We start from the raw sequence: 12,436 nt of genomic DNA, 5'->3' as shown, positions 1-12,436 counted from the left end.
TCGCCGCCCCAGGTACTCACTTGTTGTTGCCGACCTGCTGCAACGTCTCCAAAGCTTCCAGCAGCACAGACTTCGCAGGACCCTTCAGGTACTTCTTGAGTTCCTTCTCTACCTGCGCCTGCGCTGCACGCCAATGCGGCTCCGCATCCTTCAACATGCGGGCACCCGCGGGACTGAGGCTTGCAACCTTGTATCGGGCGTCTTCATCGGCGGAGATCTGGACCCATCCGGCTTCGATGAGCAATTTGATGTTCCGGGATATGGTCGTCTTATCCAGTGACAGTTCCTCGGCGATCTCGTTGTACGTGGCGGATTCAAGCCGGTCCAAACCGCGCAAGAGGGTCAGTTGCGTAATCTTCAGACCGACGGCGCGCAGCGCGTCATCGTAGATGTGTGTCAGAGCATTGGCCGAGCGCCTGAACTGGGTGCAATAGCATTCGGTGAACATCGACAAGCCTCTCTAGGTGATTTCCCGGTGTATATGCATCTAGTCTACTCCGCTCAGGTTGAGCTTAGGTTGAGCTCGTGTTCTCGCTCCCTTGACTGACCTTCAAAAGAGCGCTGATAAGGGTACTCACCATACAGCGAACCTCAGCGGGAGCGGCGTTAGCCCTGTGAGGTCCATGGATTTGTTATTGTCGCAAGGTGGACAGAACTTCGGATACCGAATTATTGATGGAGCATCCCTAATGGCGATAGCCGATCATGGCGGGGAGGACGCACTGGCAGCAGCGTCTCATCTCTAAAATTTAAATTTGACATAAGATAAATTATCCACTTTTCTGTTGTAGCAGCTAAGTAGTAATGTCCGCTTCTAGCCAGATTCAAATGTCCGCTTTCGGGCGGCCTAAGCTTACCCGGCGTCGATTCCCGCAGCGCCGGAAGCTGCGATGACTGCGACGGACAGATACCGTGGCGCGCAGCCGAGCGGCTGTCGTTGACCACACGTCAGGTTCGACGCGACGCGACACTACCTCAAGGCACACGGCAAACCGGTCGCGCTCTATCGAATCGGAGGCGCCCTGCATGCTATGTTGGCATTCGACTAAACGACTAAACGTCTTCCGACCATCAAATTTCCAGGATGCAGTGCCCATGAGATCGTCCAACGAGAATCTCTCTAGCGGTATCGGCGTATTTGCCGCCGTCGTTGATGCGGGAACGTTCGCGGCCGCCTCCGAATTGATGGGGATGTCGCCACCCGGGGTTAGCCGGGCCATCGCTCGACTCGAAAAGCGGCTGAAAACACGGCTTTTCAATCGGACGACCCGCGCCGTTTCCCTTACTGAGGAGGGTCGACGATTCTACGAGCAGGTCATGCCGCACTTAAGGGGAATGGAGGATGCGGCAGCCGCCGCCGCAGGAGGCGCGGCGACAGTGCGCGGGAAGCTGCGAATCAACCTTGATCCGGTTTTTTCGCGAATCATCCTAGGCGCGAAGCTCGACGAATTCATGGATGCGCATCCCGAGCTTGAACTAGAGTTCATCGCGAGAGATCAGCTCGGCGATCTCATCATGGACGGCTTCGATCTGGCCTTGAGATTTGGCGAGCCTCGCTCATCCAGTCTGATAGCGCGAAAGCTTCTTGACACCGCGATTGTCACTGTCGCATCGCCCTCTTACCTCGCTCACCGCGGGCGGCCAGCGGAGCCTCAAGAGCTGGGTCGCAGGGAGCATAGGTGTCTCGAGTTCAGGAACCCGGAAACCGGAAAGCCGTTTCCGTGGGAGTTTCATCGCAAGCGTAAAAAGCTAGTTGTCGAAACGAATGGGCGGCTTACGGTGAATGATCCGAGCGCCCTCCTCAATGCGTGCCTTGCGGGCTCCGGCATCGCGCAGATGCTTCTGCTCGGCGCCGAGCACCTGATCCGCGAGGGACGGCTCGTCAACCTTTTCCCAGACTGGCCCGATGAGCGCTTCCCGCTCTATGCGTACCATCCATCGCGGCACAACATACCGGCCAAGACAAGGGTGTTTCTTGATTTTATCGTCACCTTGACGAGTACGAGTTAGCGAGTCGAAATAGGCCCGTTGCCGAGCCTGAATCGGCCGTCTGGCACGCTGCGGTTCGAGAGCCAGCGCAGCGGCCAGTCCGGCGGTATTTAAATTACTGAACCGTACCGGAGTGAGTCGTTGTGCAGCGCGGCGAACCTGAATCGATGTCCTTTCAAGTTTCCTGCTTTTTTTTGATCGGCTTTCCGAATCAACGAATAAAGCATAAAGTCAGCGAAACAAAAGCAGGTCCGCGACAAAATCTACGCAGCTTAGGGGGATATTCGTCATGCTTTTTCGAATTATGGCGGCGCTGCCGTTCATCGGCATTCTCATCGGGATTCCATTCGTCAATCAGGTTGAACCCCTCGTCCTGGGTATGCCATTCGTGCTCGCGTGGATCGTGATCTGGATCGTGCTGAGCGCGGTCATCATGGGCATCATCTACCGGCTGGACCCGGCCAATCGCCATGCCGTCAACGAAGCCGAGGAGGCTCGCTCATGAGCAGCGCTCTACTGATTATCGTTGCGGTGACCGTGCTGGCGCTGTATCTGGGCGTGCGTGCGCGGCGTGGCCATGACATGAACCTCGAGCAATGGACTGTCGGCGGCCGCAGCTTCGGCACGGCGTTTGTATTCCTCCTGATGGCCGGAGAAATCTACACGACATTCACTTTCCTCGGCGGCAGCGGCTTCGCCTATGGCAAAGGCGCGCCGGTCTACTACATCCTCGCCTACGGCACCCTCGCCTACATCCTCTCTTACTGGATGCTGCCGCCAATCTGGCGCTACGCGAAAAAACACCGGCTCGTCTCCCAACCCCATTACTTTGCGCGCAAATATGACAGCCCCGCGCTCGGCGTCCTGGTCGCGGTGGTCGGCGTGGTCGCGCTCATCCCGTATCTCGTACTGCAGCTCAAGGGACTCGGGATCATCGTGGCGACGGCGTCGTATGGCGTGATATCACCAACGGTCGCTGTCTGGATCGGCGCGCTGGTGGTCACCGCTTACGTGATCCTGTCGGGCGTTCGAGGTTCGGCGTGGAATTCCGTGGTCAAGGACATTCTGATCCTGAGCGTGGTGCTGGTGCTGGGCATCTACCTGCCCTATCACCTTTACGGCGGCATCGGCCCGATGTTCCATGCGATCGATGTCGCGAAGCCCGGCTTCCTCACCTTTCCGGCGAAGGGGTCGAGCGTGTCTTGGTTTCAGTCCACGGTACTGCTGACGGCGCTCGGCTTCTTCATGTGGCCGCATACGTTCGGTTCGGTGTACACGGCTCGCGATGAACGGATCTTCCGGCGCAACGCGATCATCCTGCCCGTGTATCAACTGATCCTGCTGTTCGTGTTCTTCGTGGGATTCGCTGCAACGCTCAAGGTGCCGGGCCTGAAAGGCGGTGACATCGACCTGTCGTTGTTCCGTCTGTCCATCCAGAGTTTCGATCCCTGGATCGTTGGTGTGATCGGCGCTGCCGGCGTGCTGACAGCGCTCGTTCCTGGCTCGATGATCCTCACCTCGGCGTCGACCCTGCTTGCAAACGATGTGTATCGAGGAGCGATGAACCGTCAGGCATCCGATGCATTTGTCGGCCGGCTTGCACGCTGGCTCGTGCCGGTCGTGGCACTCGTCGCGATCTGGTTCACGCTGCAGGGCGGCAACACGATCGTCTCGTTGCTGCTGATGGGCTATAGCTTCGTGACGCAACTGTTTCCATCCTTGATCGCCAGCCTCATGCAACGAAGCCGTGCGACGAAACAAGGTGCAATGGGCGGGATCATCGCAGGCGTGGCCGTTGTCGTGGTGACCACTACGATGCACCTGAGCATCGGACAAATGTTTCCGTTCCTCCCTGACGCGGCGAAGGACATCAACATCGGTTTCCTCGCGCTGGCGTTGAATATCATCGTGTTCGTGGTCGTCAGTGCGCTCACGCAGCCCCGCGTGGCAAGCGGAGCTGCACATGGAACCGACGGCGCGCTGCGTTGAATGTCGTTCGCTTTAAGGTGCCGGTACTTTCATTTCGACGGTAGCCGGCACAGTCAATATGGACGCTGACGAACCCGTCAACCCGCAACCGACGGCATCCCGTCCGGTGCTTGTCTGGGACATGCCAACGAGAGTCTTTCATTGGCTCGTCGTCGTGCTGGCAGCGGCCGCCTATGCGACCTCGAAGCTGAACTGGATGGATTGGCACGTCCGGATTGGCGAGACGCTGCTGGCGCTGGTGCTGTTCCGCTTGCTGTGGGGTTTCTTCGGCAGCGAGACCGCGCGGTTTCGTAGTTTCTTGAGCGGGCCCGCCGCTGCATGGCGGCATCTGCGTCACTTGTTCCACCGCGAAGCCGACGTGCAGGTTGGGCACAACTCGGCGGGCGGGTGGATGGTCGTGCTTCTGCTGGCCTTGCTGCTGGGCGAGACCTTGAGCGGACTTTACGTCAACAACGACGTTGCGGACGATGGGCCGTTGACCCAATGGGTTCCCGCATCGATCGCCAACGCGATCACCGCGCTGCACACAATTTTGTGGGACGCACTGCTGGCGGCGGTGGTGTTGCACGTGCTGGCTATCGTCGTGTACGCGGTGGCTAAGGGCCACAATCTGCTGCGCCCCATGCTCACCGGACGTAAGCGCCTGCCAGAGCGCATCCACGCGCCCCGGCAGGCGTCAGCCATGCTAGCGCTGCTCTTGCTGGTCATCAGCGCCGTCCTGGTGACGCTGCTCGCCACGTGCCTTTAACCACCGGCAGCATCAGTTACTTTGGCGGCACTACCTGACCGCGAATTTCACCAGAGGGATGATCCTTGGTGTGCACGTTGACGTACATCTCACCCGCGAGAAACTCTTGTGCGTCTGCCGGCGACAGCGTAGCGGTGCCGTTGACCGGGCTCGTGACGGCCGCGCCTTTCTCCGACAGCCAGACTTTCACAGGCGCGTTTTTGCCGGACGCGGCGGGACCATGGAAGTGCGCCATGGTGGCGTCGCTGGACAAGCCGCTGTAGGTGATCGTCCAGGTGACGACGCGGGTGTCGGGATCGTAGGAGATGTTGGCCGAGCCGTTACCCGAGGTCTGTACCGGAGGGACTTGTTGCGCACCGGTAAGCGGCACGGTGAACGAGACCAGCGCTGCTTGCGCCAGGGTCATCGGCCCTGCGCACGCGAGGCCGATGAAAACCGTAAGCGCTCGTCGCGAGATGGAAACATTCATTTTATTATCTCCTGTCGATATGGCCTGCTGAGACAAGGCCGCTTGGGCTCACTGCTTTAGCTCACTTCGCGATAAGCGAACGAGATCAAACTGCCCGCCCTGCACGCAAGGCCTGAGAAAAGGACAAATTCACGCTAGATCATGCTCGCACAGGAATGATCTGACAAGCGTGGAAGCCCTGAGTCAGGCGCGTGTTATTGCGACCGTCGTGGAACCTTGAGGGACTATCTATCCGGATGCTGGACGCAACGCAGAAGCGCAATTACCCTCGCCCATTCGCCTCATGCTGCTACGCAAGCGGTAGTTGGTCTCGTAGCAATGGAGAAGGATGCGTTGGTGTTCGCCCGCATTGCTGAATATCACAATGATGTGCGAGATTGCAGAGGAAGCGGTGTGGGCTCAGAAGATATTGAGCGCGCATTGACAGTGTGTTTCCCTTGCTTCGTCGATGAAGGTAAATTCAAGGATACGCAGGCGTTGCTTGAGCACGAAGAGCGATGTCGGCATCGTTGTGATCTTGCAATGCACGCCTGTGCGCCGACATGCTGTTGCCAAGTTGGCGCGACAGGAAACCACGGGGGACGTGGTGAATCGACTTTACAGTTCTTTCAAACAATAAGAGGCGTACATGTCCAGCGAGAAAGCCGCTGAAATTGCGGCACGGCTTGATCGGTTGCCACCCTCGCGTACGGTCTGGACCATGGTGATCCTGATCTCGCTAGGCGGTGTGTTCGAGTTCTATGACCTGTTCTTCACAGGCTACGTTGCACCCGGCATGGTCCAGTCCGGGTTATTCAAACCGGAGTCGCTAGGCTTTTTTGCCGCCCTCCAGCCCCTTGCCGTAGCGGGTTTCGGTACCTTTGTCTTTGCCACATTTGCGGGGCTGTGGGTCGGTACCCTCGTGCTGGGTTATGTGGCGGACCGGTTTGGCCGACGACTGATCTTCACCTGGTCACTGATCTGGTACATGGTCTGCACGGTGATCATGGCGTTCCAGACCTCGGGATTCGCGCTCGATATCTGGCGTTTCATCGCGGGCATTGGCATTGGCGTCGAGCTCGTCACAATCGACACGTACATCTCCGAGCTGATCCCAAGCCAGGAGCGTGGCCGTGCATACGCGATGAACCAGTTCATCACCTTTGCCGTGGTGCCGGTGGTCGCGTTTCTCGCGTATGCATTGAACGGGACGCGGCCACTCGGCCTTGACTACTGGCGAGTGGTCATCCTGATCGGGTCTGTGGGCGCCGTGGTTGTCTGGATCTTGCGTCGCCATATTCCGGAAAGCCCGCGTTGGCTCGCGCGTCACGGCCGGATCGACGAAGCTGAGAAGATAGTCGCGGACATCGAACGCCGGGTGATCGCAGAGAAAGGGATAAGCCTGCCGACACCGCAAGCCATCTCACCCGAAAAGGAAGGGCGTGGCTCGCTCAAGGAAATCTTCGCTCCGGGTTATCGGCGCCGGACGATCATTTTGTCGATCTTCAACATGGCGCAAGTGATCGGCTTTTATGGCTTCGCCGCCTGGGTGCCGACACTTTTGATTCATCGCGGCATTCATGTCACGGCAAGCCTGGGATATGCATTTATCATTGCGATTGCAAACCCCTTTGGTCCGCTGCTGGGCATGCTGTTCGCCGATAAACTCGAACGGAAGACGCAGATCTGCGGTGGTCTCCTTACCATGGCCATAGTCATCGCGATATTCTCCCAGGTCTCCACGCCATGGATCCTGATCGGGCTCGGCGTGTTGTTCACGCTCGCCGCAAACATCATGTCCTACGCCTACCACGGCTATCAGGCTGAGCTATATCCGACCCGTGTGCGCGCCCGCGCGATTGGCTTCGTTTATTCCTGGAGCCGGATTTCGGCGGCCTTTGCCGGGCTGGCGATCGGCATTCTGCTGCACGGATATGGCGTGCCAGGCGTTGCTGTCTTCGTCGGAATGTCGATGCTGGTGGCGATCTGCATGATCCTGCTCGGACCTTCCACCAAGGGGTTGGCGCTCGAAACCATCAACCATTGAACATTGCACGGTTGATGTACGCCGGCGGGCATTGACCATGACGCCGGCGTCGGCTGCCGTGTATAAAACACGGAGCCGCCATCGATACTGCTATGCAGTACTCTATTTTAGACAGAGCTACCCCGCCCTCAGAACTTATGACGCATACCAAGGATGAACATCTCCTGGCTGGCTGTGCCATTGAAGCCATATGAGCCGATTGAAGACTGTGCTGCCGAGGTCGTTCCGTCCGGATTGAGCTGGGTACCGCTAGCATGCTGATAGGCGCCCACCGCATAAAGATCAGTGCGCTTCGACAGTGAATAATCCGCGCCGACGCTAGCTTGATTATAAGTGGCCGACGTGTTGCCGCTCGCCTTCTCATACGAGTAGCCTACGGCAAACAACATGGCTGGAGTGGCCTGGTAGTTAACGAACGCATTGCCAATGTTGTACTTCTCGGTGCTCAGGAAAGTCGAGTCGCCGTCGTTCTTATATTGCGCGTTGCTGTACGAACCGCCGACCGTTACAGGACCCAGTGCGTACTGGATTCCCGCGCGCGCAATGCCCAGTGATTTGGCTGTCGTGTAGCCGCTGTTGATTGCGCCGTCGAAGATTGCATCTGACGATGAGGTCGGATCCCATCCGTCGCGGAACGCGCCCGCTGTCGGACTGGGGTTCGTGGCAAGGAAATAACCGGCGGCAATACCGAGCGGACCATTGTTATACGTAACGGCACCGCTATAGGTATAGCCCTGACCCGTGCGGCCAGCCAGACCGCTGAAGGCGTACAGCCCCTCGAACTGCAAGCCGGAGTAATTGGGTGACACATACTTCACGGCGTTGGATACGCGCAAGCTGTTGTCGTAATTGTCTACGTCGCCGGGAGTCGCAAAAATACTCCCGAAATAATTGTCAGCCGTCAGCGGTTGAACCATGTCTACAAGCGGATCATATTGCCGGCCAAGCGTCAGGGTGCCCCAACTGTCACCTGACAAACCGACAAACGCCTGACGCCCGAATTCCCGGCCACCCTGGCCTAACTGGCCCGTGCCAACATCGAAACCATTTTCCAAATCAAAGATTGCCTTGATACCGCCGCCAAGGTCTTCCGATCCCTTCAAGCCCCATCGATCACCAGACAGCGTGCCATCGATAAACCCCCACCGCGCACCGTCACTCGTTTTTACGTAACCGACCCCTGCATCGATTGTTCCATAGAGAGTCACGCTGGACTGCGCCCGCGCTATTCCCGCTACACCAAGCAGCGCCAATGAAATTGCGCCAAGAGCACTTTTCTTCATCTCTTTCTCCACGCCAGGACACGGGGAAAAACTTTCGTTGCAGCGTATTCAGGCAATATCCACGGTTCCGGGTATTGCAACTCTTTTTGATTGGTATGCCTAAATAGATTTATAAATTAACGAAATGAAAAAATACCGTCAAAGCACTGTAATAGGGAGAGACCGCAAGCAAGCTCGCGGTCTCAAGCTCACACTGAAAATGTTTGGCAACAACTTTCGTGGAGAACGCGAGCCGAAGTTAATCTAGTCCAAAAAAACGACTAGTTCAATACCACGTACATAACCAATTGTTGTTTTCCGGTGCGGAGTGTCTTGCAGCGAACCCTCGGAGCGTGGATTGCTTTATGTTTGTGTTTTGAGGAACGAATCGCGCAGGTTTATATCTACGCAGACTTGCACCATTCTGGTTCTCAGTCGGAGAAAATCGAATCGAGGATACGAAAATATTCCCGGGTTTTCGGCGAAGGATTACTAATCCGGTAATACAGCCATCGTTCGATCGTTTATTAACCCGATTTCCATGACGCGCGGCATGTTTATGCGGGCTCGCGTTTGTGGGCCGCTGATTTTCGCCGAAAACTCAGGGTGGGACGCCATCAGTGCGAGCAAGCTGCCAACGCCTGCGGACGGCAATGTCGAAAGAATTGTCAGCGGATGCGCGTAACGTCGGTAGAGAATGCCCCGCACGATGCAACAGCGGCCAGCGCCGCCATGATCAGCACGGGTTCGTCGCGTAGCGACCTGCTGGAAGGTTCGTGCCGGGTGGGGGAGCCGCCGTGAATATCGGCCGGCATTTGCACCGGTCGAGCTTTATCGGCCGGCGACCGCGCGTGCGATTTTCCGGTCGGTTTTGTATTCGCTGAGCGCGTAGACCGACCAGATCGCGGCAGGGATCCAGCCAATAACCGTGATTTGAAGCAGCAGGCAAATGATGCCGGCGAACGGCCGGCCAATCGTGAAGAACTGGAGCCAAGGCAAGAAAATGGCAAGCAGCAGGCGCATGAATTTTTCCCGTAACGTTAGAAGGCCATCCAGAACAGGCGAGCCGTTATGACTTCGTGCATCGACGTCATAACGGCTCGCGGACCCAAAACTTTAGCCTTTTCTGCGTGACATCAACAGTCTTCTTCCATCGGCCCTTCCTTCAACTCCGCTTCAACCATCGCCGAAGCGCATCCCAAGGCCTCCCCTCATGCCATTCGACCTGACCTTCGCCAACCTTACCGAGCGCGCGGTGCAGTACAACGCGCGCGCCTCTGTCGCGGATTTCGATGCCGAGATGCGGCTTTATGCGGCTCTGGCCGCCGAGTCGAAGACAACGTGTCCGGCCGTGCTCGACCTGCAATACGGCATGGGCCAAGCGGAAAGGCTGGACATATTCCCCGTGGCGGCAGCGAGTCAGCCCGCCCCGCTCTTTGTCTATATTCACGGGGGATACTGGCGCTCGCAACGCAAGGAAGAGGCGTGCTCGATGGCGCGCGCGTTGACGCATGAAGGCGTTGCCGTAGCGGTCCTTGAGTACACGCTGCTTCCCGAGGCCACGCTTGCCGAGGTCGTGCGTGAAGTACGGAGCGCCGTCGCGTGGCTCTACCGCAATGCGGTACTTATGGCATTGATTGCGAACGCATTCATGTGGGCGGCAGTTCGGCCGGTAGTCATCTCGCCGCGATGCTGCTGGGCGATGCATGGCAGAGCCGCTTTAACGTGCCGCAAGATGTGGTCAAGGGCATTCTTGGGCTGAGCGGTCTTTATGATATCCGCCCGCTATGCGACATCGGTGTCAACGACTGGTTGCGCCTTCATGACGAGCAGGCCGCGTTGCTTAGCCCGGCGCTTGAATTGCCTTCGCACGGGCCGCAGGTCGTGCTGTGCGCAGGGGGACTTGAAACCACGGGGTTGAAGCATCAGACGCTGCATTTTCATGCGCTGCTAGAAGCAGCGTGGCTTGGCGGTGCGGCTGATCGAGAACACCCATAACAATCACTTCAACCTGGTGAACGAGTTAGCCGACTCGCAATCAGCGTTGTTCCGGGCGACGCTGGAATGATCCGCTAAAGGCATTGACCATGCCCCACTCGGTGCAGGGTCAATGCAAGTTCGATGCATATTCAATGCGTACTCGACGCAGCCGACGGATCGAATCCGGCCGCTACAAGCGCCTGATGCAGTGTCTCGAAGATATGCGATTTTCCGAGCACCTCGGTGACTCCGTGACGGTCCATATCGGCTCGCAAATACTGGTTGACGCGTGCAAACAGCACGTTGACACCGCGTTGCTTCAGACCTTCGCAGAATTCGGCGAGCGTGCGGGCCGCCGAATAGTCGAGGTCCGTGATAGCGCCGGCGTCGACGATGAACCAGTGGACTGTCGTGGGCGCGCGGTCAAGCAGTCGGCGGACGTCGTCGACGAAAAAATGATCGTTGGCGAAACACAGGTCGGCGCCAAAGCGATAAACAATCAGCCCCGGCGCGGTCTCTGTGCCCGGTGCGGCGGGCACGGGCGTCCAGCGCCCACCGGCGGACGGCGTGGGCGCAAGCATCATGGTGTGCGGATGATAGCTATGGCGAACATGGCGCAATAACGACAGCGCGACCGCCAGCAGTATCCCGTCCTCGACACCGATCACCACCACCGCCAAAGCCGTGACAAGCGCCAGCGTGAGCTCACCCGGACTTTCACGGCGGATAGCGTAGAGGCTCTTCACATCGATCAGCCCGATCGCGATCGTGAACACAATACCCGCCAGCACGCAGTGCGGAAGATACTGCAGCCACCTGCTGAAGAACAGCAACACCACGCCGACCACCACCGCAAACACCACTTGCGCAAACTGGCTGCGTGCACCTGCGCGATCCGCCATGGCGGTCTGGGTCGGACTGCCGTTCACCACGAACGCCCCACTCACGGCCGCCACTGCGTTCGCTGCCGCAATGCCCAGGATGTCTGCATCGGCGTCTACAGGTTCGTGATAACGCTCCGCAAACACCCGGCCCGCCGCGACGCTCTGCGCGATGATCATCACGAAACTCGAGGCGGCCACGGGCACAAGGTCCAGCGTCTGCTGCCAAGTGGCAAGTGGAAAACTGAGCGCCGGCAGACCACCGGCAACCGGTCCCACGACCGAGATGCCATGCCCCGAGAAGTCGTAGGCATAACTTGCCGCAATGCCGCCGATCACCGCGAACATGGCGACCGGGAGACGCGGTAGCAAGCGCTTGAAAACCAGAATACAGGTCACTACTGCGGCCGATATACCCAGCGTTGGAAGCGAAATGTGAGCGAGATTAAGCGCTATCGATTCGATCTGTCCAAGGGTTCGCGACGACCCTGGCGACACGCCGAGCATGTCGCCCAGCATCGCGACGCCGACCTGAATGCCGACGCCGGCCAAGAAACCGAGCAAGACCGTGCGGGACAGGAAATCGGCCAGGAAACCGAGCTTGAAGATCCGGGCGATCAGCAGCAGCCCGGCCGTCAACAGCGCAACGACCCCGGCAAGCGCCATGTATTGCGCGCTCCCGACCGTGGCCATGGTCGACAGGTGGCTGGCGAAAATAGTCGCCGTTGCAGAGTCCGCGGCCACGACCAGATGGCGAGATGCGCCGAAGAGCGCGAATGCCAGCAGCGGCAAAAATGCCGTGTAGAGACCGGTCACGGCCGGCATTCCCGCTATGCGCGCATAGCCCAGCACTTGCGGGATATCCATTGTTGCAAGGGTCACGCCGGCCAAAAGGTCGCGAAGCGCGGCACCCCCGCCAAGTGGCAACACGCCCTTTAATAACTTAAAGCGCATTGAGCGTCCTCGAACGATGTTGCATCCAATACTGCGATAAAAATGAAGGTGTCATTGGCGCATCGTGCCGCAAGTTGATTTGCAAGAGCAAGGTTTCTTGATCAGTGTGTAGCAAGGCCGGACGATCAGCTTTTACCT

At 58.2% G+C, this 12,436-nt stretch carries 12 protein-coding genes and 1 pseudogene; 7 read left to right on the top strand and 6 right to left on the bottom strand.

The window, feature by feature from the left end; genetic code table 11:
* Positions 1 to 16: 16 nt before the first annotated feature.
* Positions 17 to 448 carry a MarR family winged helix-turn-helix transcriptional regulator gene (locus tag GSQ93_RS06870; RefSeq protein WP_158934869.1) on the bottom strand — a complete coding sequence of 144 codons (432 nt, stop codon included), beginning with the start codon at positions 446 to 448 and terminating at the stop codon, positions 17 to 19.
* A gap of 647 nt (positions 449 to 1,095) precedes the next feature.
* Here GSQ93_RS06870 and GSQ93_RS06865 point away from each other — a divergent pair.
* The 4 genes from GSQ93_RS06865 (at position 1,096) to GSQ93_RS06850 (ending at position 4,726) form a co-directional block, all read left to right on the top strand.
* Complete coding sequence (locus tag GSQ93_RS06865; RefSeq protein WP_158934868.1) at positions 1,096 to 2,010, top strand: LysR family transcriptional regulator; 915 nt, start codon at positions 1,096 to 1,098, stop codon at positions 2,008 to 2,010.
* A gap of 268 nt (positions 2,011 to 2,278) precedes the next feature.
* Positions 2,279 to 2,494 carry a DUF3311 domain-containing protein gene (locus GSQ93_RS06860; protein ID WP_158934867.1) on the top strand — a complete coding sequence of 72 codons (216 nt, stop codon included), beginning with the start codon at positions 2,279 to 2,281 and terminating at the stop codon, positions 2,492 to 2,494.
* Positions 2,491 to 3,978 (top strand): sodium:solute symporter, encoded by a 1,488-nt coding sequence (locus tag GSQ93_RS06855; protein WP_158934866.1) that lies wholly within the window; start codon positions 2,491 to 2,493, stop codon positions 3,976 to 3,978. The genes GSQ93_RS06860 and GSQ93_RS06855 overlap by 4 nt, the downstream gene beginning before the upstream one ends.
* Before the next feature lie 58 nt (positions 3,979 to 4,036).
* Positions 4,037 to 4,726, top strand: a complete 690-nt coding sequence (locus GSQ93_RS06850) for a cytochrome b/b6 domain-containing protein (RefSeq protein ID WP_158934865.1) — start codon at positions 4,037 to 4,039, stop codon at positions 4,724 to 4,726.
* 16 nt (positions 4,727 to 4,742) lie between these two features.
* On the opposite strand, the gene GSQ93_RS06845 is transcribed toward GSQ93_RS06850, so the two are convergent.
* On the bottom strand, positions 4,743 to 5,195 hold the full coding sequence (locus GSQ93_RS06845) for a CHRD domain-containing protein (protein WP_158934864.1): 453 nt from the start codon (positions 5,193 to 5,195) through the stop codon (positions 4,743 to 4,745).
* Between the two features lie 628 nt (positions 5,196 to 5,823).
* Between GSQ93_RS06845 and GSQ93_RS06840 the strand changes: the two genes are divergently transcribed.
* Positions 5,824 to 7,221 (top strand): MFS transporter, encoded by a 1,398-nt coding sequence (locus GSQ93_RS06840; protein ID WP_158934863.1) that lies wholly within the window; start codon positions 5,824 to 5,826, stop codon positions 7,219 to 7,221.
* Between the two features lie 128 nt (positions 7,222 to 7,349).
* Here GSQ93_RS06840 and GSQ93_RS06835 read toward each other — a convergent pair whose 3' ends face one another.
* From GSQ93_RS06835 to GSQ93_RS06830, 3 genes and pseudogenes are all read right to left on the bottom strand, one after another.
* The gene (locus tag GSQ93_RS06835) at positions 7,350 to 8,504 is read right to left on the bottom strand and encodes a porin (RefSeq protein ID WP_158934862.1); all 1,155 of its coding nucleotides are present in this window, start codon (positions 8,502 to 8,504) and stop codon (positions 7,350 to 7,352) included.
* 573 nt (positions 8,505 to 9,077) lie between these two features.
* A pseudogene (locus GSQ93_RS37585) lies at positions 9,078 to 9,247 on the bottom strand (efflux RND transporter permease subunit); the annotation flags it as partial.
* Between the two features lie 67 nt (positions 9,248 to 9,314).
* Positions 9,315 to 9,506 (bottom strand): YqaE/Pmp3 family membrane protein, encoded by a 192-nt coding sequence (locus GSQ93_RS06830; RefSeq protein ID WP_158934861.1) that lies wholly within the window; start codon positions 9,504 to 9,506, stop codon positions 9,315 to 9,317.
* A gap of 190 nt (positions 9,507 to 9,696) precedes the next feature.
* Here GSQ93_RS06830 and GSQ93_RS38010 point away from each other — a divergent pair, with 190 nt between their 5' ends.
* Together GSQ93_RS38010 and GSQ93_RS38005 are read left to right on the top strand one after the other, a co-directional pair.
* Positions 9,697 to 10,245 carry an alpha/beta hydrolase gene (locus tag GSQ93_RS38010; RefSeq protein WP_254073786.1) on the top strand — a complete coding sequence of 183 codons (549 nt, stop codon included), beginning with the start codon at positions 9,697 to 9,699 and terminating at the stop codon, positions 10,243 to 10,245.
* Entirely contained in the window at positions 10,209 to 10,481 is a 273-nt protein-coding gene (locus GSQ93_RS38005) for a hypothetical protein (RefSeq protein ID WP_254073785.1), read from the top strand. Before GSQ93_RS38010 ends, GSQ93_RS38005 begins: the two co-directional genes overlap by 37 nt.
* A gap of 131 nt (positions 10,482 to 10,612) precedes the next feature.
* Here GSQ93_RS38005 and GSQ93_RS06820 read toward each other — a convergent pair whose 3' ends face one another.
* On the bottom strand, positions 10,613 to 12,298 hold the full coding sequence (locus tag GSQ93_RS06820) for a SulP family inorganic anion transporter (RefSeq protein ID WP_158934860.1): 1,686 nt from the start codon (positions 12,296 to 12,298) through the stop codon (positions 10,613 to 10,615).
* Positions 12,299 to 12,436 lie beyond the last annotated feature (138 nt).

The organism is Burkholderia sp. S171, assembly GCF_009766085.1.
Taxonomy (GTDB): Bacteria; Pseudomonadota; Gammaproteobacteria; order Burkholderiales; family Burkholderiaceae; genus Caballeronia.
The sequence above is the reverse complement of the archived record's forward strand: the minus strand, read 5'-3'. Positions and strand labels throughout refer to the sequence as shown.

Excerpts from the sequence above, each read along its gene's own strand:
- GSQ93_RS06870 (WP_158934869.1), bottom strand. The coding sequence starts at position 448 with ATGTTCACCGAATGCTATTGCACCCAGTTCAGGCGCTCGGCCAATGCT.
- GSQ93_RS06865 (WP_158934868.1), top strand. The coding sequence starts at position 1,096 with ATGAGATCGTCCAACGAGAATCTCTCTAGCGGTATCGGCGTATTTGCC.
- GSQ93_RS06860 (WP_158934867.1), top strand. The coding sequence starts at position 2,279 with ATGCTTTTTCGAATTATGGCGGCGCTGCCGTTCATCGGCATTCTCATC.
- GSQ93_RS06855 (WP_158934866.1), top strand. The coding sequence starts at position 2,491 with ATGAGCAGCGCTCTACTGATTATCGTTGCGGTGACCGTGCTGGCGCTG.
- GSQ93_RS06850 (WP_158934865.1), top strand. The coding sequence starts at position 4,037 with ATGGACGCTGACGAACCCGTCAACCCGCAACCGACGGCATCCCGTCCG.
- GSQ93_RS06845 (WP_158934864.1), bottom strand. The coding sequence starts at position 5,195 with ATGAATGTTTCCATCTCGCGACGAGCGCTTACGGTTTTCATCGGCCTC.
- GSQ93_RS06840 (WP_158934863.1), top strand. The coding sequence starts at position 5,824 with ATGTCCAGCGAGAAAGCCGCTGAAATTGCGGCACGGCTTGATCGGTTG.
- GSQ93_RS06835 (WP_158934862.1), bottom strand. The coding sequence starts at position 8,504 with ATGAAGAAAAGTGCTCTTGGCGCAATTTCATTGGCGCTGCTTGGTGTA.
- GSQ93_RS06830 (WP_158934861.1), bottom strand. The coding sequence starts at position 9,506 with ATGCGCCTGCTGCTTGCCATTTTCTTGCCTTGGCTCCAGTTCTTCACG.
- GSQ93_RS38010 (WP_254073786.1), top strand. The coding sequence starts at position 9,697 with ATGCCATTCGACCTGACCTTCGCCAACCTTACCGAGCGCGCGGTGCAG.
- GSQ93_RS06820 (WP_158934860.1), bottom strand. The coding sequence starts at position 12,298 with ATGCGCTTTAAGTTATTAAAGGGCGTGTTGCCACTTGGCGGGGGTGCC.